Raw genomic sequence first — 26056 nt, 5'->3', positions numbered from 1 at the left:
TTTAAATAAATTTCTTGAGTAATTTCCTAACCTCATTTGGGCCTTTAATTTGATACTTAGCTTTTGTTTTTACGTAACCAACTTTTATAGTCACTGCAGATTCTGGTGCAGCTTCAAACATATATTCGTCGGTCCAGTCGTCACCCATAATTAAAACGAAATCGTAATCATCTTTCATTAATAATTGGGTTGTTGCTCTACCTTTATTAACGTTACTACTTTTTATTTCTATAACCTTATTGCCTTGTAAGACTGATAATTCATTATTAGCGATCATACTTGTTAAAACGGTGCTGAGTTCCATGGTGCGTATTTGTGCTAATTCAGGATCAGCAGTTCTGTAATGCCAAGCTAAAGAGTATTCTTTTTCTTCAATAAAAGTTCCTGGTGTTCTATCTACAAAAGTTTCGAGTATAGGTTTAATATTAGACATCCACTCTGTTTTAAGAATTTCTAATGGAGTCCATTTTTTTCGTTCCCGCATCCAAACTCCATGATCGGTAATAAGGTCATAGTCTTTATCTCCATGCCATTGTTGAAATGTCGCTTTATCTCTTCCGCTAATTAAACAAAGTTTAACATCCTTTTCGTTTTCAAATTTATCCAAAAGGCCATATAATTCTTCGTCTGGTTTGGCATCTTGCGGGTTGTTTTTAAAGCCAACTAAGGTACCGTCGTAATCTAAAAGTATAAGTCTGTTTTTAGCCTTTTTAAAACGTTCAATAATTAGGTTTTCCTCCTCTTCGTTTAACTTTTTTGAAACACTCACATCTTTGAGCTCTTTAGTGGAATCCAAGGTTTTGAAAAACTCTCCAGCCCATTTTTCGACATCATAACGTTTTAAACGTTTTTGTAAAATTTTCATTCGATTTTGTTGTTCCTCTAATGGCATGGTTAATGCCTTATAAATTGCTTTTCCAAAGTCTTCGAAACTGTTAGGGTTAATAAGAATAGCTTCGTTCATTTCTTTTGCAGCACCAGCCATTTCGCTTAGAATAAGAACACCATCTTGTTTTGTGCGGGTAGCCACATATTCTTTAGCAACTAAATTCATACCATCTCTTACAGGAGTGATTAAAGCCACATCAGATGATGTATATAAATCGATAAGATTTTCAAAAGGCATAGATCTATAGAAATACCAAATTGGTGTCCAGCTTACTGTAGAAAATTCACCATTAATACGGCCAACCAATTCATCGGTTTCACTTTTTAACTTTTTATATTGTGGTACATTAGAACGCGAAGGCACTGCGAGCATTACTAACCTCACTTTTTCTTTATATTGAGGATAAGTATTTAGAAAATGCTCAAATGCACGTAATCGATTTGGAATCCCTTTTGTGTAATCTAATCGATCTATAGAAAGGATAAATTTTTGATCATCAGCTACGTTTAAATGTGTATCTAAACGTTTTTGAAGCTCAGATTTTTTGGTCTTTGGATCGTTGTGTGCAAGCGCAGCATTGTAAAATTTGTCGTAATCTATTCCCATAGGAAATGAATCGACTTTTATAATTCTATCGTGATACGTAATTTCATTAAAATTAACATCGAGACGTAAAATTCGTTTAACGGAACTTAAGAAATGCCGTTCATAATCATAGGTATGAAAACCAATAAGATCTGCACCAAGCATTCCTGTTAAAAGTTCTTCACGCCACGGAAATGTTCTAAATATCTCATAAGAAGGAAACGGAATATGCAGAAAGAAACCTACGGTCACATCTGGCCGCGCTTCTTTAATAAGTTGAGGTAAAAGTAATAATTGATAATCGTGAACCCAAACGGTATCACCTTCCTCAATGGTTTCTAAAACAACTTGAGCAAATTTTTCGTTTACGCGCTTATAAGCTTCCCATTGTGATTTTTCGAACTCTGTATATTCTAAAAAATAATGAAATAAGGGCCAAAGTGTACGATTACTAAAGCCTAAATAAAAATCTTCAACATCAGCTTCAGTAAGACCTACAGCTCTACATTTAGCGTCTTTAACTTTAGCATTAACTTTAGATTTAAGGTCGTCGTTTAAATCTTCATTTGTAATTCCAGACCAACCAACCCAAACGCCATTTCCTTCTGCGTGTACAGACTTCATTCCAGTTGCAAGCCCGCCGACACTAGGTGTTACGTTAAGTTTGTCATCTTCTATTGAGATTTGAAGTGGTAGTCGGTTTGAGACTATTATTGTTTTATTCATGATAATATTTTGGATGGGTTTCAATATTTTCGTTAATTTAAAGAAATTAGAATTTTTATCATCATTTTAAATAGAGAAATTAATGAATAATTTAGATTACGGAATTATAGGAAATTGTAGAAGTGCCGCTTTAGTATCCAAAGATGCCTCCATTGATTGGTGTTGTTTACCAAAGTTTGATTCCGCATCTGTTTTTGCGAAGTTATTAGATGATGACATAGGAGGTAGCTTTGGTTTCATTGTTGATGAAAGTTACACTACGAATCAATTTTATCTTGAAAACACAGCTATACTAATAACACGATTTAGTAGTGGTACTGATGTGTTTGAGGTTATTGATTTTATGCCAAGATATCATAAATCTAATGGTGGATATCATTCGCCACCAGAATTTATTAGATATATAAAATACATTTCGGGAAAACCAGTATTAAAAGTCGCTTATAACCCTAAATTAGAATATGCAAAAGGGGTGACTTCAACTTATGCTAAAGACGATTTTATTGTAAGTCTTAATGATGAGCAGAGCTATGATACCTTATTCTTATATACTGATTTAGAAAAAAACGCAGTTTCGAATGGAGAATCTATAGCAATAACGTCAGATCATTTTTTCTTGGTTGGTTATAACGAAAAGTTATTTGTTCCAGACTTAAAATATGCCATATTAGAGTTTGAGCGTACAAAGGTCTATTGGTTGAATTGGATGGAGCGTACTCCAACCTACAAAAAATATAACGAACAGATCTCCCGTAGTGCAATGACATTAAAGTTGTTGAGTTATGATAAAACAGGTGCCGTTTTAGCTGCTGCAACCACATCTTTACCAGAGACTATCGGTGAAGTTAGAAACTGGGATTATCGTTTTTGTTGGATTAGAGACGCCTCTATGGTGATAAAGGTAATGTCGCAATTGGGGCATAAAAATATTGCGAGACGGTATCTTGATTTTATTATCAGTTTAATGCCAGATAAGGATGAAAAATTGCAGATAATGTATGGTATTAGTGGTGAAAAGAAACTTACTGAGGAATCTTTAGATCACCTTTCCGGTTATAAAGGATCTAGCCCCGTAAGAGTCGGAAACGCAGCATACATGCAAAAACAGAATGATATCTACGGTATTTTAATGGATGTTATTCATCAGTTATTGGCTAAATTTAGTAACGATATTGAAAATGGTGAAGAACTTTGGACAATGACAAAAGGCATTGTTTGGGTAGTTAGTAAACATTGGCAGGAACCAGATAAAGGTATTTGGGAATTTAGAGAAGGAGATCAACATTTTACGTTTTCTAAAGTCCTCTGTTGGACAGCAATCGATAAGGCTTTAAAAGTAGCTAAGCTCTTAGGGAAGACATCGAAAATTGCGCGATGGGAATTGCTAGAAGAAGCGATAAGAAATGATATTATGGACAATGCATGGAATGATAAAGTACAGGCATTTACGCAAGCTTATAATTCCGAGGATTTGGATGCTGCTGTTTTATTGATGGAATCTTATGGATTTATTGAGGCCAAGCATCCTAAATTTGTGAGTACAGTAAAGGCTATTGAGCGCGATTTATGCTATGAAGGTCTATTGTACAGGTATAAGACTAAGGATGATTTTGGATTGCCATCATCCTCATTTACTATCTGTACATTTTGGTTTATTAATAGCTTATATAAAATAGGCGAAGAGCAAAAAGCAGCAGAACAATTTGAAAAATTATTATCGTACAGTAATCACCTAGGTTTGTTCAGTGAGGATATCGATTTTAAAACCAAACGGTTACTAGGTAATTTTCCGCAAGCGTACTCACATTTAGCTTTAATTGAAACCGCAATCAACCTATCGAATGTTACTCCGGAAGAAAAAGTTAAAGACACGTTAGGTTAATTTGTTTATTCTTTTAATAGAATGGTACCAAAGATGTTGGCATCAATCCAACCACGGTTTTTATCTTCACCTTCAACAGGAATCGAACCAATAAAGTTTTCACGTTCTAAACTATTGTCATTGTCACAGTAGGCAATGGCAAAACCTATTTTTTTATTGGTGCTTAAGTTTACAGGTGTATTTTCTCCATGATCATTGTATGAATCGTCGTATAGTGACATTTTTACTTCCCAAATGGTTGTGTTTCCTGTGGTTCTATTTTTAGATTCTATATGCGAATTATAAAGTTTACCTGTTTTTTCCGTAGACATGTCAACCACATTGCCATCTAAAGCGATGTGATAGGCGAAGGCATTATGATTAAATTGATGTTCGCCACCACTATTGTCTTCATCTATAAAAATTTCTAAGCAATCGTCATCCCACCATCTCACTAAAGGATCTTCTATTTTATCGATTAAAGTATCGTCTTTTATTTCAGCTAAAACATAAAGCGCATCATCTGTCCAGCTTAATTTAAAACGTCCAGAATAATCATCTTCAGTTAGTGAATCGCCTAACCAAACTTGGTCTATTGGATACCAAGTACCTTTTGCCCAAGCAGAATCGTTAGCCACACCATCAATAGTAATGGCGGTTTTGGATTTGTAAACCTGACGTAATTGCTTTTCAATTTTAGTTGATGCTATGTTTTGAGGTGCTTCTTTTAAAGAAGGTTCTTCTGCTTTTTTAGACGTTTCATTTTTGCAATTGAAAACTAAAACTAAAAGAAGTAGGAGGTAGGTTGCTTTTTTCATGGGTTATTTTTTGTAGTTGAATTTTACGGTTTCTGCAATGCCATCTTCATTTTTTATATCGACATAGATATTCATTTCATTGATGAAATTTTCTCGAAAGTCATGCCCTCAAAAATAACTTTATTTTCTGTAATTTTTTTTAAAGGAAAGTCTACTGTTTCGTCCTTTGTTTCCCAGCCTTTAAGATCTGGACCGAAATGTTTTAGTTGAAGGATTAATGAATTTTCGACTTCTCTTATGACTTCTATTTCGTAGAAGACTACTTTTCCGTCGTTAATTAATTTAAACGTTGCCATCATGGAACCACCTGATGGTTCGCTCCAGATTTCTTCAGTAATGCCACCAAAAGCTTCACCATGCCATGTGCCAGCAATCCATTTGATGTTTTCTAGTTTAGGCTCTAATGGTTTTGTAAGCTGTGCATGAGATGTTGTAAATGTTAATAAGAAGATGATTAAATATTTCATAGAATGATTGATTTAAGATGAATTAATGCTGTTTCACAACAGCACTAAAGATATATTTTTTTAAACTGAATTTGGATAATTAAATCTTATTACTACATTTGTAGTATTAAAACTATAATTGTGGATATAAAACAACTAAATAAATCTGAGCTTCAAATTATGAAGTACTTATGGATGCTAGAAAAAGGATTTATGAAAGATATTGTAGAGAAATTTCCAGAACCAAGACCAGCTTATACAACGATTTCGACTTTATTGAAACGTATGACAGATAAGGATTATATAGGTTTTGAGCGTTTGGGTAGAGACAAACAATATTTTCCAATCCTTAAGAAAAACGATTATTTCACGAAACAGGTTAACGGAATGATTCAGCATTTTTTTAACGACTCAAAAGCACAATTTGCGTCGTTTTTTGCTAAAAATGCCGATTTATCGATGCAAGAGTTAGAAGAGCTTCAAGCGTTGTTAAAGCAGAAAATGGATCAAAAGAAAGCCAATGATTAGTTATTTTATTTATACCATTATTAGTTTAGGCTGTTCTTATGCGGTTTATGTTTTGTTACTCAGAAAGCAAAAGACATTTCAGTTTAATCGCTTTTTCTTAATAGGTTCTCTGCTTTTGTGTCTAGTCGCACCATTTATGGAAATTGAACTATTTAAGGCTGTGCCGAGTATTACTGAGATTCCTTTAGAGGAATTTACTGCTTCGGTAGTGGAAACTCAGCCTATAGAAGACGTAACTTTTGGTGAGGCTCAGCAAGTCGACCACTCTCAAAAAAGCCCTTTTTTCTATGTCTACATTATTATAGCATTGTTTTTAGTTTTGCGATTCTTAAAGAATTTATCTAAGATTTATGGATTGACAAGAAACGAATATGAATATGATGGAAAACTAAAAGTGATAAAGAGTACGGACTCTGATATGGTGTCTAGTTTTTTTAATTATATGTTTATTCCTAAACAGCACACGCTTTCTAGAGAGGATTACAAAAGCATTATTGCTCATGAAACCGTACATAGTGAAGAATTACATTCTGTAGATATTATCCTTTTAGAATTGCTCAGTTGCATCTTTTGGTTTAATCCATTTATCTGGTTGTATAAGAAAGCCACTTTGCAGAATCATGAATTTAGAGCAGATGAAAAGTCCGTCTCATCAGGCATTGACATTGAAAATTACTCAAATACTATAATAAACTTAGGACAAAAGGAATACCGCGTTCCTCTAACTAGCGGATTTAATTTCATTCAAATCAAAAATCGAATTATTATGTTACATCAATCAAAATCATCAGTATTCAAACGAACTTTAAACATTATATCTGTCAGCTTACTTCTTGCAGGCATCTTTGTATTAAGTTCTTACAAAGACTTAAAAGAACCGCTCGTAGTTGTTATAGATGCTGGACATGGAGGACATGATTCTGGTAATTTAGATGAGAAAAATATTGTTTTAAATATTTCTCATCAGTTATCTCTTTTGAGTAGTGATAATATCAGAATTATTACCACAAGAACTGAGGATACATTTTTTACATTACAAGAACGTGTTGAATTTATTAATACGCAAAATGCAGATCTAGTTGTAAGTTTGCATGCCAATGCACATTCAAATCCATTGACAAATGGAGTAGAGGCTTACTACAACGACAAAGACGAGTTTAAGGATAAATCTTATGCATTTGGCAAGATTTTATTAGAAAACCAGATGGAATTATTTTCAACCAATCGCGGACTTAAAACAGTGCCTATGTATATTTTTAGACATATCAATAGTCCTGGTGTATTATTAGAACTCGGATTTATTACGAATGAAGAGGATCATAAGGTTTTGATGAATGTGGATCGTCAAAAGCAAATAGCAGCTTCAATTTTTGAAGGATTAGAAGAAATTAGAAAGAGTAACTAAATTAAAAAAGCCAACACAACCGAAAATCATGAATCGGAAGTGTTGGCTTTTAACCATTCAACTTAACCTAAATTTTTAAAAGCAGTACTTATTCTCTGCTTTTACTTTTTCTGCTATCTCAATACGTAGATCTACGATATCTGGATAGTTTGCATATTTTGTGAAACGCTTAAGTCCCATTAATAACATACGTTGTTCGTCTCCTTCAGCAAAAGAAATAATACTTTCTTTCCCTTTTTCTTCAACGATATCTACAGCGTGATATAAATATAATTTCGCCATTGCGATTTGTGCAGATTGCTCTGCTTCGCTAGTACGTTTTACGTTTTTCTCTGTTCTTAAAATTGCCGATTCTGCCATATAGATTTCAATCAAAATATCAGCAGCAGCAATTAACAATTGTTGGTGTTCTTCTAGTTGCGGTCCAAATTTTTGAACAGCTCCACCAGCAACCATTAAGAATGTTTTCTTAAGTTTTGCAATCATTTGCTTTTCTTCTGAGAATAATTCAGAATAATCAGGAGTTTCAAAAGAAGGAATACCCATTAATTCTTCTTGTACTTTAGAAGCAGGTCCTAATAAATCAACATGACCTTTCATAGCCTTTTTTACTAACATACCAACAGCTAACATTCTGTTGATTTCGTTAGTGCCTTCATAAATACGAGCAATACGAGCATCTCTCCAAGCCGACTCCATTGGAGTTTCTTCAGAGAATCCCATACCACCAAAAATTTGGATACCTTCATCTGCAGCATTTTGTACATCTTCTGATACAGCCACTTTTAAGATAGAACACTCAATAGCATATTCTTCAACACCTTTTAGTTCTGCTTCTTGATGCGAATTACCTGCAGCTTCGCGCATAGCAATTCTGTCTTCAATATTTTTAGCAGCTCTATAGGTTGCAGATTCACCAGCATAAGCACTAGCCGCCATTTCAGCTAACTTTACTTTAATAGCTCCGAAGTCTGCAATAGGAGTTTTAAATTGTTTACGTTCTTGAGCGTAATTTACAGCAGTCGTTAAAATACGACGTTGAGAATCTAAACAAGCCGCAGCCAATTTAATACGACCAACATTAAGAGCGTTCATGGCGATTTTAAAGCCTTCACCACGACCTGCTAACATATTTTCAACAGGTACAACCGTATCATTAAAAAATACTTGACGAGTAGAAGAGGCACGAATACCTAATTTGTGTTCTTCTTCACCTAGAACAATACCATTTGGATTTTCACCATTATATTCTACGATGAAACCTGTAATGTTTTTATCACCTTCAATACGTGCAAAAACAATCATCAAACTACAGAAACCTGCATTTGAGATCCACATTTTTTGTCCGTTAATTTTATAAGACTTACCGTCTTCTGAAAGTGTAGCCGTTGTTTTACCAGAATTGGCATCAGATCCTGCACCAGGTTCTGTTAAACAATACGCTCCAAACCACTCTCCAGAGGCTAATTTTGGTACGTATTTCTGTTTTTGTTCTTCAGTACCATATAAGGTAATTGGCATAGTACCAATTCCTGTGTGTGCACCAAAAGCAGTACTAAAAGAACCTGTTCCACTAGAGATATAATCACAAGTTAATACTGTAGAAACAAAACCCATTCCCATTCCTCCATAAGCTTCAGGAACAGCAACACTTAAAAACCCCATGTCACCAGCTTTACGCATCACCTCTTCAGTTAATGCATAATCTTTAGCTTCAAAACGTGCTTTATGAGGAATGATTTCACGATCATTAAATTCCATTACGGATTCCTTCATCATGGTTTGTTCTTCTGAAAAATCTTCAGGAGTAAACACATCGTCACAATTTGTTTCTTTTACTAAGAACTGACCTCCACGTAGGATGTCTTTATCTGTATCTGCCATTTTTTTTGTTATTAGATTTTAAGATTTCTAGAACCAAGAATCAAGACAGCTTAAGTCCGGATTTGAAACTTGAAATCATTTTTTGTATTTGTTTTATTTTGTCTTCTAGTTCTTTAAATTTTTCTTCTGAAATGTAGTCTTCATTAAAAGCAACATTCAGTTGTGTTTCCCATTCAAAAGCAGAACCTAAGCTATACTCTAAATATTGAGCAAAATGTTTGTTTGAACTTTTACTTGTTCCTTCTGATATATTTGAAGGAATAGAAACAGCACATCTATTCATTTGACTCATTAATCCATAAGTTTCAAACTTTGGAAAACGTCTTGTGACCTTATAAGATTCTGAAACTAATGCCATGCTTTCATTCCAAATTTTTAATTTCTTGAAATTATGCATAGTATCTGTTTTTTTTTTTTTTTTTATTTTTTTTGTCTTGGTTCTTGACTCTTTTAGTCTTGTTTCTAATTCAAAAATTCAAATACCCCACAAGCCCCTTGACCTGTACCCACACACATGGTAACAGCACCATATTTGCCTTGCATATTTTGCTTACGCATTTCGTCAAAAAGTTGTACCGATAGTTTTGCTCCAGTACATCCTAATGGGTGACCCAATGCAATGGCACCACCGTTGACGTTTATAATATCTGGATTAAGACCTAACTCTCTAATTACCGCTAAAGATTGTGATGCAAATGCTTCGTTTAACTCAATTAAAGCTAAATCGTCTTGTTTTAAACCTGCTTGTTTTAATGCTTTTGGTATGGCTTTAACTGGTCCGATGCCCATAATACGAGGCTCAACACCTGCAGCAGCATAGTTTACCATTCTTGCAATTGGTTCTAAACCTAGTTCTTTCACCATGTCTTCACTCATTACCATTACAAAAGCAGCTCCATCACTCATTTGTGATGAGTTACCAGCTGTAACACTTCCACCAGCAGCAAATACGGCTCTTAGTTTTGCTAAAGCTTCTTTACTAGTTCCGGCACGAGGGCCTTCATCTTTAGTTACAATGTATGATTTTGTTGCTTTCTTTCCGTTTTCATCAATGTAAGTTTGTTCTACTTCAATTGGTACTATTTGATCTTGAAAACGGTTTTCAGCTTGCGCTCTTAAAGCTTTCATGTGTGAATTGTAGGCGAATTCATCTTGGTCTTCACGAGAAATGTTGAATTGTTTTGCAACAGCTTCAGCCGTATTTCCCATGCCCCAATAATAATCTTCATGACCTGCTTTTACAATAGCGTCGTAATTCAATTCTGGCTTAAAACCTGTCATTGGCACCGCACTCATGCTTTCTGCTCCACCAGCAATAATACAATCTGCCATTCCGGCTTGTATTTTTGCAGTTGCCATACCAATAGTTTCTACTCCAGAAGAGCAAAAACGGTTGACAGTTACTCCAGGAACATCAACAATCTCTAATCCCATTAAAGAGATTAAACGTGCCATATTTAATCCTTGAGAACCTTCTGGCATTGCGTTACCGACAATAACATCGTCAATACGCTTTGGGTCTAAACCTGGCAATTCCTTCATCATATATTTGATGGTTTCTGCTGCCAATTCATCTGTTCTTTTAAAACGGAACACGCCTTTTGGTGCTTTACCAACTGCGGTTCTATATGCTTTTACTATATATGCTGTTTTCATATTTTGTGCTTTTGGCTATTAGCTTTTGGCTATTAGCGTCTAAAAATTATACATTATCACTGCCAATAGCTATATGCTAAAGGCTAATCGCTTAGTAATTTTTAATTACGTAACGGTTTTCCTTTGGTTAACATATGTTGAATACGCTCTAAAGTTTTACGTTCTGTACATAAACTTAAGAATGCTTCACGTTCAATATCTAGTAGATATTGTTCTGTTACTAAAGTTGGTTCAGATAAATCACCACCAGCCATAACGTAAGCTAATTTATTAGCGATTTTCATATCGTGTTCAGAAATGTAATTAGAGTCTTCCATAGAATCTGTTCCTACCATAAACATACCTAAGGCTTGTTTACCAAGAACTAAAACATCATTTCGTTTTACAGGTTGCGTATAACCAGCGTCTGCCATTAATTTAGCATGCTGTTTTGCGACCGCAATTTGACGGTCTTTATTAACTACTACAACATCTTTACCTTTTTGAAGTAATCCTAAATCGAAAGCTTCGTAAGCCGAAGTTGATACTTTAGCCATACCAATAGTTAAGAAATATTCTTGTAAAACATTTAATTGAACATCTCCTTTATGGAAAATATCCGATGCTCTTAAAGCCATTTCTTTAGAACCACCACCACCAGGAATCACACCAACACCAAACTCTACAAGTCCCATGTAAGTTTCGGCTGCTGCGACTACTTTATCTGCGTGTAATGATAATTCACATCCACCGCCTAAAGCCATGCCGTGAGGAGCAGAAATCGTTGGTATTGATGAATAACGCATACGCATCATGGTATCTTGGAAATATTTGATAGCCATGTTAAGCTCGTCATATTCTTGTTCTGCAGCCATCATAAAAATCATTCCGATGTTGGCTCCAACAGAGAAGTTTGCAGCTTGGTTACCAACTACTAAACCAGCGAAATCTTTTTCGGCTAAGTCGATGGCTTTATTTAATCCTGCGAGAACATCTCCACCAATGGTGTTCATTTTAGATTGGAATTCACAGTTAAGGATACCATCACCTAGATCTTCGATGACAACACCAGAGTTTTTAAAGACTTCTTTAGATTTTCTGATATTATCTAAAATAATGAAACTGTCTTGACCAGGAATTTTTTCTTGTGATTTTTTAGGAATATCATAAGCATAAGTCGCTCCCTCTTTTACAGTGTAAAAAGATGTGCTTCCCGATGCTAACATGTCGTTTACCCAAGCATTAGGCTCTAAACCTTCTGCTTTCATCATTTCGATTCCTTTTTCAACTCCGATAGCATCCCAAATTTGGAAAGGACCATGTTCCCATCCAAAACCGGCTTTCATGGCATCATCAATTTTATATAAATCGTCTGTGATTTCAGGAATTCTATTAGATACATAAGCAAATAAGGCTGCGAAACTCTTTCTGTAGAATTCACCAGCTTTATCTTTACCTTTGACTAATATTTTGAATCGATCTACAACTTTATCGACTGTTTTAGTCAATTCTAAAGTGGCAAACTTTGCTTTTTTAGAAGCTCTGTATTCTAATGTGTTTAGATCTAATGATAAAATTTCAGAAGAACCATCCTCTTTTCTTACTTTTTTGTAAAATCCTTGTCCTGTTTTACTTCCTAACCATTTATTTTCCATCATTTTATTGATGAAATCTGGTAATTCAAATAACTCTAATCGTTCGTCTTTTGGGCAGTTTTCTCTTATGCCGTTGGCTACATGAACTAAAGTATCCAAGCCCACTACATCAACCGTACGGAAGGTAGCTGATTTTGGACGACCAATTACAGGGCCTGATAATTTATCTACTTCCTCAATGGTTAAGTCTAAATCTTTAACCGTGTGAAATAAACTCTGAATGCTGAAAATTCCGATTCGGTTTCCGATAAATGCGGGAGTATCTTTAGCGATAACAGAGGTTTTTCCTAAGAATTTTTCTCCATACTCATTTAAGAAATCTAATACCGCTTGGTCTGTTTTTGGACCAGGAATGATTTCGAACAATTTTAAATATCGTGCCGGATTAAAGAAGTGTGTGCCACAGAAATGTTTCTGGAAATCGTCACTACGACCTTCACTCATAAACTTAATAGGAATACCAGAGGTGTTAGATGTAATTAGCGTGCCTGGTTTACGGTGTTTTTCTAGCTTTTCAAAAACTTGTTGTTTAATATCAAGTCTTTCCACTACAACTTCCATAATCCAATCTACGTCAGATACTTTAGCAATATCGTCTTCTAAGTTTCCTGTCGTAATTCGACTTGCAAAAGATTGACTATAAATAGGAGAGGGCTTCGATTTTAAAGACGCTGCTAAAGCATCATTCACAATTCTATTTCGTACAACTTTGTCTTCTAAAGTTAAACCTTTAGCTTTTTCTTTGTCGTTAAGTTCTCTTGGTACGATGTCTAATAATAAAACATCGACACCAATATTGGCGAAATGACAAGCGATACCGCTTCCCATAATTCCAGATCCAATAATTGCTATTTTTTTAATTCTTCGTTTACTCATCTTATTTTAAAATGTGTTCTTTTTTATTGTATATCTGTTTGTTAGAAATCATATTATTAATGATTTCCGCAACCTTGTAAAAATTTGTTAGTTCTTCTGAAGAGACGTTAGTTTTGATAGCCTCATTAAAGGTTAAAACCTTCTCTTTTGATAAAGCTCTTTTCTCTCTACCAAAATCAGTTAGAAATATAAGGACTCCACGACCGTCTTCAGGATTTGGCTTACGTTCTATTAAGCCTTTAGACTCCATTGTCTTTAAGGTTCTAGAAAGGCTTGTCGCCTCCATTCCCATTTTTGGTCCCAACGAAGTTGAAGGGGTTCCTTTTTCTGGATCAATACTTAGTAATGTAAAACCTGTAGCCATAGTGGTCCCAAATTCAGAGGCTTCTTCGTTGTACATTTTATTAACTGCTAACCATGTCGTTCTTAAGACGTAATCAATGGTTTTATCTTTCATGGTCTTAGTTTGAGTACCAAAGATAATAAAAAATACTATGCACGCATAATAAATCTTTAAAATATTATTTACATAATGTTAAAATTGTGTTATTAAAATGAAGGAAACCCTTTTTTAGGTGCTATAAATTATGAATACTTCAATTATAAAATAATTTTAAACAATTACTTAATGGTTGAGAATTATAGTTGTTTAACCTACTTAGGTGCTTTGAAAGCTTGATTAAATGCAATATGAATTGAAGGTTAGTGTAAGTCAAATTTAGATAGACTAAAAAAGGACCCGCTATACTAATTAGTGTAGCGGGTCCTTTTTAATTGTATGTAAAAAAGTTTTAAAGAATTAAGCTCTATAAATCTTATCGTATAAATCTTGATAAATACCAACAATTATAGCACGCTTCATTTTCATAGTAGGGGTGAGGTGACCACCTTCTATAGACCAAACGTCTGGTGTAAGTTCAAAACGCTTAATTTGTTCCCATTTACCAAAATGTTTATTGTACTTATCTATTTCTTCTTGAATTCTATTAATTACAATTTCTGAGTTGGCAATTTCTGTATCCGTTTTTCCGACACCATTTTGTTTAAAGTCAATCCAATCGCGTATAAAATCAAAATTAGGTTGAATTAAAGCTGCGGGCATTTTTTCACCTTCACCAACAACCATGATTTGTTCTATAAAAAGGGATTGTTTCATATCGTTCTCTAAAAGTGGTGGAATAACATATTTTCCGCCAGAGGTTTTAAACATTTCCTTTTTTCGACCTGTAATTTTTAAGAAACCATCGGCATCAATTTCACCTTTATCTCCTGTGTGAAAGAAGTCACCTGTCATGACTTCAGCCGTTTTTACAGGATCTTTATAATACCCCATCATAACATTAGGGCCTTTAATTAAGAGTTCTCCATCGTCAGCAATTTTAACCTCTACATTATCAATTGGCTTACCCACAGTGCCTACTTTATAATAATTATCTTTGTACATTCCAACAGCAACAACTGGCGAGGTTTCTGTTAAACCATAACCTTCCATAATTTGCATTCCTGCGGCTCCAAAGATTCGTGCTAATCTTGGTTGTAATGCAGCACTACCAGAAACCATTGTGCTTAAGTTTCCTCCAAGAGCATCTCTCCACTTACTAAAAATAAGTTTGTTCGCTATTTTTAACTGAAACTCATACCATCCACCATTAGCTCCATAAGGCTCCCAACGTTCCGCTAACCTTACAGCCCAAAAGAATAATCCTTTTTTTATTCCAGATAATTCTTCCCCTTTATGCATTATTTTATCGAAAACTTTTTCAAGTAAACGCGGCACAACACTCATTAAATTTGGTTTTATCTCTTTAGCGTTATCACCGATTTTATCAATGCCTTCTGCATAGTAAATAGACATTCCGGCATATTGATAAACATAAATTAAAACCCGTTCAAAAACGTGACAGATAGGTAAGAAGCTTAATATACGGTTTTCACCTTCTACGTGTGGTACTCTTGGAGAACTGTCTAAAGCATTACTCGTTATATTCCAATGCGATAACATAACACCTTTTGGTTTACCCGTAGTCCCAGAGGTATAAATTATAGTAGCTAAATCAGATGATTTTACGGCATCTTTTCTTAATTCTACTTCGGGTTGATTGCTTTCATCCTTACCAAGTTCTAGTAATTCTGAATAGTGTTTACAACCTTCAATATGATCAAAAGAATAAACCTCTTTTATTTTCGTATTAGCTTGAACTTTTCTTACTTTTTCTAAGACTTCCACATCAGATACAAAACAGTAAATTGATTCACTGTGATTTAATACATACTCATAATCCTCTGCGCTAATCGTTGGGTATATGGGGATGTTTTGCGCACCTAATTGGAGAATTCCAATATCCATGATGTTCCATTCGGTCCTATTTGCCGTAGAAATAACTGCAATTTTATCATCTTTTTGCACACCCAAACGTAATAGAGCTCTGCTCATTGCATTAGAATTATCTACATATTCTTGTGTGGATGTCGGCTTCCATTTACCATCGTATTTGGTAACCAATGCCTTAGGATTTGGTTTGTGTTGTAATTGAAAATATGGAAAATCAAAAAGACGTGTTACTTCTGTCATATTAATTGGCGCTTATTTAGTATAGAGATATTACGAAAATATAAAAATTAAAGTTATAAAATATAAAATTAGTATTATAGGTATTAATAAATTGATAATATAGAAATTGCTTATCGTTATCTTATAATTTTCACATTGTTTTAGTGAAATCTACAATATTAATTCTCTTTTTTTATTAAAACTATAATTATTTATTTATATTTGGTTAACCAGTTTGGTTAACCAGTTTCTCTAATAACAATTAATCTCTTTTACTATGAAAACATTTTACATTTTTAAGAACTCATTGTTCTTTACATTTTGTGCATTATTGCTATCAAGTTATAGCGTATTTTCTCAGGAAACCTATGTCATCGATGATCTTGATGAACTTGAAGATTTAGTTGAAACACTCGCTGCAGGAGATACTGTTATTTTAGAAGATGGAATTTATCCTGATAGCGATAGAATTAAATTTTCACCAACGACAGGTACTGCTGCAATGCCTATTACTTTTAGAGCAGAAACGCCAGGAGGTGTTAAATTTACTGGCGGTATGCAAATGAGTATTGGTGGTGATCACGTTATTATTGATGGTTTTTATTGGCAAGGTGGCTATGGATCTAGTGTCGTTATTGAATTCAGAGATGGTACTGATTATGCTAATTATAGTACGATTCAAAATTGTGCAATGGATGGTTTAGCAGTTGAAAGTCCATCAATAGGAACAAGTACAAAACATAATTGGGTAATGTTGTATGGAACTTATAACACGGTTATCAATTGCTCATTTATGAATAAGGCAAGTTCAGGAAATATGATATTGGTAGAGCTGTCATACAATGCATTTCCCCCGGTAGAGGATAATGAACCAGAAATAAATACGAGTTGTGATATTGTTGGTCATACCATTAGCAATAATTATTTCTATAAGTATGAAAAGATAGATTCTAACTTAACTAACGCTGGTGATAGCGAAACAATCCGTATTGGAACTAGCTCATATCAAAATGTGGATAGTAGTGTTATGGTGAGTAATAATTATTTTGTAGAAGCTGATGGTGAAAATGAAATTATTACTAATAAAAGTAAAAACAACTCCTATATCAATAATACGTTTAGAAGAAGTAGAGGGTCTTTAGTACTTAGACATGGATCTAATGCTACAGTTGATGGCAATTACTTTTTAGGCGAAAATGTTGATGGCACAGGAGGTATTAGGATTGTGGATAGTGAACATACAATTACTAATAATTACATACAAGATTGTATTACAGTTGTAGATCAGGCAAAGTGGAATAATGGTATCACTTTTTTAGGAGGAAGTGCTAATAACTCGGTGCCATGTACTTCGGATAATAATTCTAGTGATTATCAAAAAGTGGAAAATATTGATGTTTCTAATAATACTATAATAAATACAAATGCTCCTTTGTATTATAACACAGACAAAGGGTCAACTGATCCAACAGGAACATTTTCGAATAACCTAATTTACTATACAGCAGATAACCCTAATGTTACAAATGTTATTAGTGGTGATACTGAAAATTCATATGCTAATCTTGGAACAACTTTAAGTTACAGTGGAAACGTTTATACGGGAGCAGCATTAGGAGAAGCAAATGCAGGTTTTTCTGAAGAAACAGGGATTTTAGCAACTGCGGTCGGTGAAATTTTTACATTTTCAGGTATTGGGGCTTTAGGCAAAGGAGCTGACATGGGTGTGTATGAACCAACGACTGATGCTATGGTTGGACAAGGAATTGGCGCTTGTTTTTTAAACAATTTAGGCGCTAGTATTATTGATGGTGATTGTTCTATTGAAGTGCCAGAGTCGTTAACGGTTAGTGGTTTGCCAACACTAGGCCCAGATGCAGATAGCTATGATGTTTCTGTAAATGCAAATGTAAGTTGGGCAGCTGTTTCTAATGATTCTTGGATATCTATTGATCTTAATATAGGTACAGGTGATGCTACAGTTGTCGTTTCGGTTACTGATAATGCAGATACAAGTAGTAGAACTGGTTCTATAACTTTTACTCAAACTTCAGGAGATAATGTAATTATAAGACAATTAAATATAACTCAGAATGGAGCTGATTTAACGGATTTATTCGATCTTATTAATACAGGTGTTGAAGGAGAGGATCCTGTGACGGTTCATTCATTTTCGCAACAAGAAGTAGATCTTAATGCGAATCCTCCAAAAACAAATTATGCGGCTAATACCTTAGATAAAGATACTGGGACGCAGTGGACTGCTGCTGATGGCTCAATTTTACCTGACGAGTATAGATCAGATGGAGAGTTTATTATTTATGATTTAGATGATGAGTATCAACTCGATTTAATACAAATTGCAACAGATGATAAGTCAGATCCTTATGGAATACAATTTTGGGTTTCTACTACAGGAACAGGTCTTTCAGACTTTACAAAGGTTTTACCAACTACAGGTGATTTATTAATCACCACAACAACAGGTACGAGAGATGCTTTTGATCAATATGAAGTTTCTGTTAACGCACGTTATATAAAATTAATAAGTTATGGTAGATTTAATGTTGAAGGAGATAATAGAGTAAGTGCTTGGTCTAATATTACGGAAATAGAGTTTTATGGTTCTCAAAGTTTATCTGTAGGCGAAAATGATTTAGAAAATAATATTTCAATTTATCCAAATCCAACTCAAAGTAGCTTAAACATTAAAGTTTATAACCATACTAATATTGAATCTTTTAAATTATACAGTATTGATGGAAGATTAATCTTGAAAGGTAAAACAGAAACTATTAATTCTGTAATTAATATAGATGTATCCAAAGTAGTAAGTGGTAATTATATTTTAAAATTATCAAGTCAGGATGGGAGAAATATTTCTAGAAGAATAATTGTGTCTGAATAGACCAAATAATTAGATGTTAAAAAAAAGGGTTTCTCAATTTGAGAAACCCTTTTTTATATGATAATATCACAGATTTATCTAAAAAAACACTTTTCATTTTAATAAAAAAAAAACAGGTTAAGCGCAAAATGTCCTAACCTGATCCCCCTTGATTAATAGCAAATATATAATATTGAAAACTTTTTTATTCTTATTGGTTTATTCTAATCCAAATCATTTTAAATAAATAAAATTGATTTAGCTTGTTATTTGATACGACTAAATTATAGCTTTTATTAAAGTGTTGCAATGCGTAGGTCTACGTAGTGTTTAATAGAATGTTTTGATATTGACTAAATGACATTCCTAACGTTGTTTTAAAAAGACGATCAATGTTATTAGGTGTGCATTGATAATGTTTTTGGATTTGAGTTAAAGACATATATTCACTTTTAGAAAACAAATGAATTAAAATGTTGTCTAATATGGTTGGTCTGATAGATTTAAATTCAGCAGAAGATAGATCAGTCAAAAAATCATGTGGTTTTAGAACGCTCATTTTAATTTGTTGATTCTTTAAATAACCCACATAAGTGGGTCTGCATTTCGCGATATAATAAATGATATTATTTTCGGATTTCAGTAACAATTTATTGGCGAATGGTTTATAGTAGGCTATAGTACTTGTCTTTCCTAATTTGTAAATAATATAACTGTATCCGTCTGGCTGTAATGTGTGGCTTTCTCTATTCTGTAATTCAATAGAGAAAACGTTCAATACCCAATAATTATTAGGAGTGTAATAAGAGTGTATAGCAACGATAATACGTTATAGTTTAGTGCGGTTAAAACTATAATTTATTAGATAGTATTAATATACGTAGGTCTACGTATTAAATATATTTGGATGATTTTTTAGCCAAACAAAGAGTGCATTTTGGTGGGTTGTATCTATTTCTAATTTTTTAATAATGTTGCTACGGTGTTTTTCAACAGTACGTTTAGATATAAATAATTCCTCAGCAATTTGAGTGCTGTTAAGGTTTTTGTCTAAATACTTTAAAATTTTGATTTCGGTAGGACTCAATTCTTTAACATTAGAATCTGTATCACCATTAAAATGGATGCTGTTTTTTAATTTTTCACCAATATAATTACTATTATTCTTTACACTTTCTAAGCAAGCTTCTAATTCTTGTAATGCGCTGTCTTTTGTGACATAGCCATGTATAGATTGACCAATTTCCTGTAAGATGGATTCTTGTTTATGTAAGGTCAAAATAATAACTTTTGTACTTATTTTTTTGCGTTTAATTTGTTGTGCAACTTCTAAGCCGTTTAGTTTTGGCATATCAAAATCGAGAATCGCAATATCGGGTTGTAACTCTATAATTTTATTATAAGCGGTGTTGCCATCAGTAGCGGTATCAATAACGTTATACCATTTTGTTTCTAAAAACTCTTTAGTGCCATTTAATAATAAAGGATGGTCATCAGCAAGAATTATAGTGGTTGACATAGCTTAGTTTTTTTGAACTTTAATTTGAATGGTTGTGCCTTTTCCTTTAACCGAATTAATACTCAACTGCGCACCAATAAGCCGGGCACGCTCTTTTATGGTTTTCATACCTAAACTATTCAGTAATTTAGTGTTTTCAGTAACATCAAAACCAATACCATTGTCTTTTACTTGAAAAAGAACGGCATCTTTTAAATTTTCAATACTGACAGCACAGGCTTTAGCCTCAGAATGCTTCTCAACATTATTTAAGCATTCTTGCAGCATTCGATAAATAAATATTTCCTTGTCCTTAGAAATATTCAAAACTTCAATTTCGATATCTTCTGAATAAAAAATATTAGAATTCTTCTGAAAATTTTCAATCGTATTCTTAATCGAATTTATTAAACCTAATTTTTCAAATTGAAACGGGTGAAGTTGCTGAGATATTGTTCTGACTTCATCAATAGCACCATCGACCAAAGAAGTGTCTGTGTTATCTTTATTTTCTAAAAATATTTTATTTTTAATGAGTAATAAGCTTTGTCCAACACTATCATGAAGTTCACTAGATATGCGTTTGCGTTCATTTTCAATACTATGTATAAGATCTTGTGCAAATGCTTTTTGAAGTTGAACACTTTTTTGTGAATACTGTCGTGAACGCCAAAGGTAGATAATTGAAAACAGCGCTATTAAAAGTATAATACTACCCCAAAGTAATTGCGCTTTTCTATGGTTTTGTTCGTCTAACAATTTTATTTCACTGTTCTGTTCCTTTATTTTTTGATCGCGCTTATTGGTTTCATAGAGGGTTTGATAATAGCTTAAGGCATTGTTTTTTTGAACAGATTTTAAGGAATCTTCAATTTTTTTTGCAGCCTTTAAGTGAGAGTAAGCATAATTATATTCTTTTAGTTCCTCGTAAACCTTGGCTAAAAAAGATTCACCAACTTCTATGTTCTCCATATGATTAGAGGCTCTAACGAGGTCAAGATATTTTAATCCCCATATTAAGGCGGTGTTATAATCTTTTTCAGCAAAAGCTAAATATCCACAAGCTTTATAGTATTTACTCTCATAAATACCTTCCATGTTTTTTGTGTCTTGTCTTAGTGTATTTAAATAAGACTTGGCTTTAGCTATACTGTCGTTTTCAGCATAAGCAATAATTAAGGATTGTAAATGAATAGGGCGGAAATACGCTGCATTATTCGATTTTTCACTTACTGCAATAGCTTTGTGTAAATTTTTTAAGCGTTCTTTTTGTAGTCCTTGCTTGTTATTGTCCGCAGCAGCATTGGAGTAAAGTGAGGTGAGTAAACCATAATTCTTAGATAGTTCTGCTAAGGCAATTGTTTCATCACGTTCTTTCTTCGCTTGGTTTATAAATCCATTGGTACTGTATAAAATGGACAACATATTCTTAGACGCAATTATATTAAAGGTGTCCTTAACTGCAACGAAAATTTTGGAAGCTTCCTGTATGTGTTGAGATGCTTTAACAAACTCTCCTTCGTCTGTGTAAGCATAGCCTTGGTATAAAACAGCGAATGCCTTAACGCGCTCGTTACCTGCTTTTTCTGCATATATTTTAGCCTTCTTGTAATAAGACATGGCGGTGTCTACTTCTTTATCGAAATAAAAGCTGTCACCAACATCGATATAAATACCCGCTAAATTTCTATCTGTAATATGATTTTTTAAGGTGTTATAATAGGTGTTGAATATTATAATGCCTTCTTTAGGTTGCCCTAAAACATTATTGTAATAATTAATAAGGTTTTGAGTTGTACGAGAAGCGAGATTAAAGGAATCTAATTGAATCGCGTAATCTATAGTAGTTCTAGAGATCGAGTCGAATCCTAAAGCTGTTTTATGATAAGTAATGTTTGTTAAACTATCTAGTAATTTTAGTTTCTCACCGTTATTCTTCTCCGATTTTATTTGCGCTTTTAACGCATCAACCTTAGATTGATGCGTTGTATTTTGCGCAAACGTGAAAGTGTAAGTAAATAATAAAAAGTATATAAATACAAATCTCATTGAGTTGTTTTTCACGAAACAAATTCGTGTAGTTTAGGCTTTATTGCCTTCAATCCACAATCTAGCATTCACAAAAGCTTCTAACCATGGAGATACTTCGTCTTTTCTATCTTGTGGGTAATTAGCCCAGTTCCATTGAAAAATTGAGCGTTCAATATGTGGCATCGTTGCTAAATGTCGTCCTGTGGTATCACAAAGCATTGCCGTGTTAAAGTCCGATCCGTTAGGATTTGCAGGATACTCAGTATAGCCATATTTAGCAACAATATTATATTTGTCTTCAGAATATGGTAATTTGAATTTTCCTTCTCCATGAGAAATCCAAACCCCTAATGTAGCACCTTCTAGAGAAGAAAGCATCACAGAATTGTTTTTTTGAATTTCAACAGATGTAAAGCCACTTTCGTGTTTTTTTGAATTGTTATAGGTTAGTTTTCCATGAGTCTCGTGCTCAGGATTTACTAAATCTAATTCCATCCAAAGTTGTGCACCATTACAAATACCAACAGACAATGTATCTTCTCTTTTAAAGAAATCTTTAATGACTTTGTTGGCATTGTCGTTATATTTAATAGCTCCTGCCCATCCTTTGGCAGAACCTAGAACATCAGAATTACTAAAACCACCAACAGCTCCTAAAAATTGAATATCCTCAAGTGTCTCTCTACCCGAAATTAAATCCGTCATATGAACATCCTTAACATCAAAACCAGCTAAATACATTGCATTTGCCATTTCGCGTTCAGAATTTGAACCTTTTTCTCTAAGAATCGCGGCTTTTGGTCGTGAACTGTTCTTGCCAAGCGCATCTTTTAATTTCCCTGTAAAATGACTAGGGAACGTAAAATCTAAAGCCTGATTTTTATAATTATCAAATCGATCTTGAGCTAAATTATTAGCGGTTTGTTTTTGGTCTAATAAGAAAGATGTTTTAAACCAAACATCTCTTATTTCAGCGACATTAAAAGCGAAGTTATCTTCACTATTTTTAATGGTTACAGTTCCAGAATTGTTTGCTGTACCTATATTGAAAAATTCAATATTGTTTTCTGATAAAGTTGTTTCTACAGAAGCATCTGCTTGAAAAACAATTCCTGAATTTTCTGAGAATAAAACTTTTATAGAATCTTCTTCATTTAGAGAAGTTATGTTAAAATCGGCTCCTAAATTAACATCAGCAAAACACATTTCTAACAAAGTAGTAATTAAACCGCCTGAAGCAACATCGTGTCCAGCTTTAATTTTATCAGCTTTAATTAATTCTTGAATGGTGTTAAATGTGTTTTTTACAAATGCAGTATTTGTAACATCAGGAGTTTCATTTCCAATAGCATTTAATACTTGGTTGAATGAACTTCCGCCTAATTTAAAATCGTCTTGAGAAATATTAATATAATAGATGTTTCCTCCATCAACTTTTAAAAGGGGCTCAACAACTTTGCTAATTTCATTACAGTTTCCTGCAGCAGAAATAATCACAGTTCCTGGAGAGATAACATCTCCATCTGGATATTTCTGTTTCATAGATAAAGAATCTTTTCCAGTGGGAATATTGATTCCTAAACCAATAGAAAATTCAGAAACTGCTTTTACAGCTTTATATAAACGAGCATCTTCACCCTCATTCTTACAAGGCCACATCCAATTTGCTGATAAAGAAATTGAATCTAAATTAGCTTTTAAAGGTGCCCATATGATGTTGGTTAAAGATTCTGTAATTGCATTTCTGCTTCCTGCTTCCGGATTAATTAATGCAGAAATAGGAGCATGCCCAATAGACGTAGCAACTCCTTCTTTTCCATTGTAATCTAAAGCCATTACACCAACGTTATTTAGCGGAATTTGTAATGGACCAACACATTGTTGTTTGGCAACTTTACCACCAACACATCGGTCTACCTTATTTGTTAACCAATCTTTACAAGCTACAGCTTCTAACTGTAAAACTTGTTTCAAATAGACTTCTAAGTTCTTCGTTTTGTAACGTGGGTTTTTATATTTTCTGATGACTGTTTTATCTGTCATTATTGTTTTTGGAGACGAACCAAACATATCTTCTAAGGCTAAATCCATAGGTTTTTCTCCTGTTGATTTAGATTCAAAAGTAAAACGATCATTTGCAGTAACTTCACCGACGTCGTAAATTGGTGAACGCTCTCTATCTGCAATTTTATGTAAAGTTTCTAAATGTTTTTTGGCAATCACTAATCCCATACGTTCTTGAGATTCGTTACCAATAATTTCTTTTGCTGAAAGGGTAGGGTCACCAACGGGTAATTTATCTAAATCGATTTTACCACCTGTATCTTCTACTAATTCTGATAAGCAATTTAAATGTCCACCAGCACCATGATCGTGAATAGAAACAATAAAGTTTTCTTCACTTTCTACCATACCACGGACTGCATTTGCAGCACGTTTTTGCATTTCTGGGTTAGAACGTTGTACAGCGTTTAATTCAATTCCTGAAGCTAATGCACCAGTATCAGCAGAAGAAACAGCAGCGCCTCCCATACCAATTCTGTAATTGTCGCCACCTAGAATTACAATTTTATCTCCTTTTTTAGGAGTGTCTTTTAAAGCCTGATCTGCTTTGCCATAACCAATACCACCAGCTTGCATAATCACTTTGTCGTATCCTAACTTTCTAGCTTCAGATGCGCTAGAGGAAGAATTTTCTTGATGTTCAAAAGTTAATACAGAACCTGTAATTAATGGTTGTCCAAATTTGTTTCCAAAATCAGAGGCTCCATTAGATGCTTTTATTAAAATGTCCATTGGTGTCTGATACAACCAATCTCTAGCTTCAAATTTGTTTTCCCAATATCTGTTTTCTTCTAAACGAGAATAAGACGTCATGTAAACGGCTGTTCCTGCTAAAGGTAAAGATCCTTTTCCTCCTGCAAGTCTATCTCTAATTTCACCACCAGAACCTGTTGCAGCACCATTAAAAGGCTCAACGGTTGTAGGAAAGTTATGCGTTTCTGCTTTTAATGAAATTACAGATTCGTAATCTTTAGTCTGATAAAAGTCTGGCTTATCTGCTGTTTTAGGAGCAAATTGTTCCACTTTAGGACCTTTTATAAAAGCAACGTTGTCTTTATAAGCCGAAACAATGTCATTTGGAAATTGCTTAGACGTTTCTTTTATTAATTTGAATAAAGAAGTTGGCATTTCTTCTCCATCAATAACAAAAGTTCCGTTGAATATTTTATGACGACAGTGTTCTGAATTCACTTGAGAAAATCCAAAGACTTCAGAGTCGGTTAATGGTCGTCCTATTTTTTTAGAAGTACTTTCTAAGTACTCCACTTCTTCGTCACTAAGAGATAAACCTTCTTGTTGATTGTAAGCTGAAATGTCTTCAATATTTAAAATTGCTTCAGGTTTAATGTCAATTTTAAAAATCTCTTGATTCAGACTTTGATACTTTTCAGAAATCATTGGGTCGTAATCCTTAAAATCATTAGGAACAGAAGTGAATTCTTCAATTCTTATGATATCAGAAATTCCCATGTTTTGAGTAATCTCAACAGCGTTTGTACTCCACGGAGTAATCATTGCAGCTCTAGGTCCAACAAAAAAAGCATCGAGAGATGCTTGTTCTATTTTAGGTTGGTCGCCAAATAACCATGTCAGTTTTGATATGGTTTCTGTTGATAATTCTTTTGTGGCTTGAACAGCAAATACCTTACTGTTTTGGTTTCCGAAGAAATGAATCATTTATGTCGTGTGTTTGAGTTGTGTTTAGTAAAATGCAAAT

Annotated in this window: 16 protein-coding genes; 4 read left to right on the top strand and 12 right to left on the bottom strand. The window is 33.8% G+C overall.

The genetic code is table 11. The features are described from left to right. Window position 1: 1 nt before the first annotated feature. Window positions 2-2200, bottom strand: coding sequence for a bifunctional alpha,alpha-trehalose-phosphate synthase (UDP-forming)/trehalose-phosphatase (locus HM984_RS08460; RefSeq protein ID WP_179348849.1), 2199 nt, complete (start codon window positions 2198-2200; stop codon window positions 2-4). A gap of 82 nt (window positions 2201-2282) precedes the next feature. Here HM984_RS08460 and HM984_RS08455 point away from each other — a divergent pair, with 82 nt between their 5' ends. Then, the gene (locus HM984_RS08455) at window positions 2283-4082 is read left to right on the top strand and encodes a glycoside hydrolase family 15 protein (RefSeq protein ID WP_179348848.1); all 1800 of its coding nucleotides are present in this window, start codon (window positions 2283-2285) and stop codon (window positions 4080-4082) included. 5 nt (window positions 4083-4087) lie between these two features. Here the strand turns inward: HM984_RS08455 and HM984_RS08450 are convergent, their stop codons facing one another. Together HM984_RS08450 and HM984_RS08445 are read right to left on the bottom strand one after the other, a co-directional pair. After that, a complete protein-coding gene (locus HM984_RS08450; protein WP_179348847.1) occupies window positions 4088-4879 on the bottom strand; it encodes a sugar-binding protein in 792 nt (263 codons plus the stop codon). Between the two features lie 71 nt (window positions 4880-4950). Further along, entirely contained in the window at window positions 4951-5346 is a 396-nt protein-coding gene (locus tag HM984_RS08445) for a DUF6265 family protein (RefSeq protein WP_257018472.1), read from the bottom strand. A gap of 120 nt (window positions 5347-5466) precedes the next feature. Between HM984_RS08445 and HM984_RS08440 the strand changes: the two genes are divergently transcribed. Then, on the top strand, window positions 5467-5853 hold the full coding sequence (locus HM984_RS08440) for a BlaI/MecI/CopY family transcriptional regulator (RefSeq protein ID WP_020896819.1): 387 nt from the start codon (window positions 5467-5469) through the stop codon (window positions 5851-5853). Then, window positions 5846-7258, top strand: coding sequence for an N-acetylmuramoyl-L-alanine amidase (locus HM984_RS08435; protein WP_179348846.1), 1413 nt, complete (start codon window positions 5846-5848; stop codon window positions 7256-7258). The genes HM984_RS08440 and HM984_RS08435 overlap by 8 nt, the downstream gene beginning before the upstream one ends. A 75-nt stretch (window positions 7259-7333) precedes the next feature. On the opposite strand, the gene HM984_RS08430 is transcribed toward HM984_RS08435, so the two are convergent. The 6 genes from HM984_RS08430 to HM984_RS08405 form a co-directional block, all read right to left on the bottom strand. Beyond that, window positions 7334-9142, bottom strand: a complete 1809-nt coding sequence (locus tag HM984_RS08430; RefSeq protein WP_179348845.1) for an acyl-CoA dehydrogenase FadE — start codon at window positions 9140-9142, stop codon at window positions 7334-7336. 40 nt (window positions 9143-9182) lie between these two features. Further along, window positions 9183-9539, bottom strand: coding sequence for a four helix bundle protein (locus tag HM984_RS08425; protein ID WP_179348844.1), 357 nt, complete (start codon window positions 9537-9539; stop codon window positions 9183-9185). Window positions 9540-9604: 65 nt separating this feature from the next. Continuing rightward, window positions 9605-10798, bottom strand: a complete 1194-nt coding sequence (locus tag HM984_RS08420; RefSeq protein WP_179348843.1) for an acetyl-CoA C-acyltransferase — start codon at window positions 10796-10798, stop codon at window positions 9605-9607. Window positions 10799-10899: 101 nt separating this feature from the next. Further along, the gene (locus HM984_RS08415; protein ID WP_179348842.1) at window positions 10900-13308 is read right to left on the bottom strand and encodes a 3-hydroxyacyl-CoA dehydrogenase/enoyl-CoA hydratase family protein; all 2409 of its coding nucleotides are present in this window, start codon (window positions 13306-13308) and stop codon (window positions 10900-10902) included. A gap of 1 nt (window position 13309) precedes the next feature. After that, on the bottom strand, window positions 13310-13765 hold the full coding sequence (locus HM984_RS08410) for a MarR family winged helix-turn-helix transcriptional regulator (RefSeq protein ID WP_115809232.1): 456 nt from the start codon (window positions 13763-13765) through the stop codon (window positions 13310-13312). A gap of 342 nt (window positions 13766-14107) precedes the next feature. After that, window positions 14108-15880, bottom strand: a complete 1773-nt coding sequence (locus HM984_RS08405; protein WP_115809234.1) for an AMP-dependent synthetase/ligase — start codon at window positions 15878-15880, stop codon at window positions 14108-14110. A 256-nt stretch (window positions 15881-16136) separates the two neighbouring features. Between HM984_RS08405 and HM984_RS08400 the strand changes: the two genes are divergently transcribed. Then, window positions 16137-18767, top strand: coding sequence for a chondroitinase-B domain-containing protein (locus tag HM984_RS08400; RefSeq protein WP_179348841.1), 2631 nt, complete (start codon window positions 16137-16139; stop codon window positions 18765-18767). An 865-nt stretch (window positions 18768-19632) separates the two neighbouring features. Here the strand turns inward: HM984_RS08400 and HM984_RS08395 are convergent. Genes HM984_RS08395 through purL form a run of 3 tightly spaced genes read right to left on the bottom strand, consistent with a single transcriptional unit; the run spans window position 19633 to window position 26016 of the window. Continuing rightward, a complete protein-coding gene (locus HM984_RS08395; protein WP_179348840.1) occupies window positions 19633-20265 on the bottom strand; it encodes a response regulator in 633 nt (210 codons plus the stop codon). A gap of 3 nt (window positions 20266-20268) precedes the next feature. Then, complete coding sequence (locus tag HM984_RS08390) at window positions 20269-22293, bottom strand: sensor histidine kinase (RefSeq protein ID WP_179348839.1); 2025 nt, start codon at window positions 22291-22293, stop codon at window positions 20269-20271. Window positions 22294-22326: 33 nt separating this feature from the next. Next, entirely contained in the window at window positions 22327-26016 is a 3690-nt protein-coding gene (purL, locus tag HM984_RS08385) for a phosphoribosylformylglycinamidine synthase (RefSeq protein WP_179348838.1), read from the bottom strand. Between the last annotated feature and the right edge of the window lie 40 nt (window positions 26017-26056).

The sequence above is a fragment of the Winogradskyella pacifica genome (genome assembly GCF_013403915.1).
GTDB classification, from domain to species: domain Bacteria; phylum Bacteroidota; class Bacteroidia; order Flavobacteriales; family Flavobacteriaceae; genus Winogradskyella; species Winogradskyella pacifica.
Note: the sequence above shows the minus strand (reverse complement) of the source record. Positions and strands in the feature narration are given on the sequence as shown.

Coding starts and splice junctions, on each gene's coding strand:
- HM984_RS08405 (WP_115809234.1), bottom strand. CDS start 15,880: ATGACAGAAGTAACACGTCTTTTTGATTTTCCATATTTTCAATTACAA.
- HM984_RS08425 (WP_179348844.1), bottom strand. CDS start 9,539: ATGCATAATTTCAAGAAATTAAAAATTTGGAATGAAAGCATGGCATTA.
- HM984_RS08460 (WP_179348849.1), bottom strand. CDS start 2,200: ATGAATAAAACAATAATAGTCTCAAACCGACTACCACTTCAAATCTCA.
- HM984_RS08420 (WP_179348843.1), bottom strand. CDS start 10,798: ATGAAAACAGCATATATAGTAAAAGCATATAGAACCGCAGTTGGTAAA.
- HM984_RS08430 (WP_179348845.1), bottom strand. CDS start 9,142: ATGGCAGATACAGATAAAGACATCCTACGTGGAGGTCAGTTCTTAGTA.
- HM984_RS08445 (WP_257018472.1), bottom strand. CDS start 5,346: ATGAAATATTTAATCATCTTCTTATTAACATTTACAACATCTCATGCA.
- HM984_RS08395 (WP_179348840.1), bottom strand. CDS start 20,265: ATGTCAACCACTATAATTCTTGCTGATGACCATCCTTTATTATTAAAT.
- HM984_RS08400 (WP_179348841.1), top strand. CDS start 16,137: ATGAAAACATTTTACATTTTTAAGAACTCATTGTTCTTTACATTTTGT.
- HM984_RS08390 (WP_179348839.1), bottom strand. CDS start 22,293: ATGAGATTTGTATTTATATACTTTTTATTATTTACTTACACTTTCACG.
- HM984_RS08435 (WP_179348846.1), top strand. CDS start 5,846: ATGATTAGTTATTTTATTTATACCATTATTAGTTTAGGCTGTTCTTAT.
- HM984_RS08410 (WP_115809232.1), bottom strand. CDS start 13,765: ATGAAAGATAAAACCATTGATTACGTCTTAAGAACGACATGGTTAGCA.
- HM984_RS08455 (WP_179348848.1), top strand. CDS start 2,283: ATGAATAATTTAGATTACGGAATTATAGGAAATTGTAGAAGTGCCGCT.
- HM984_RS08415 (WP_179348842.1), bottom strand. CDS start 13,308: ATGAGTAAACGAAGAATTAAAAAAATAGCAATTATTGGATCTGGAATT.
- HM984_RS08450 (WP_179348847.1), bottom strand. CDS start 4,879: ATGAAAAAAGCAACCTACCTCCTACTTCTTTTAGTTTTAGTTTTCAAT.
- purL (WP_179348838.1), bottom strand. CDS start 26,016: ATGATTCATTTCTTCGGAAACCAAAACAGTAAGGTATTTGCTGTTCAA.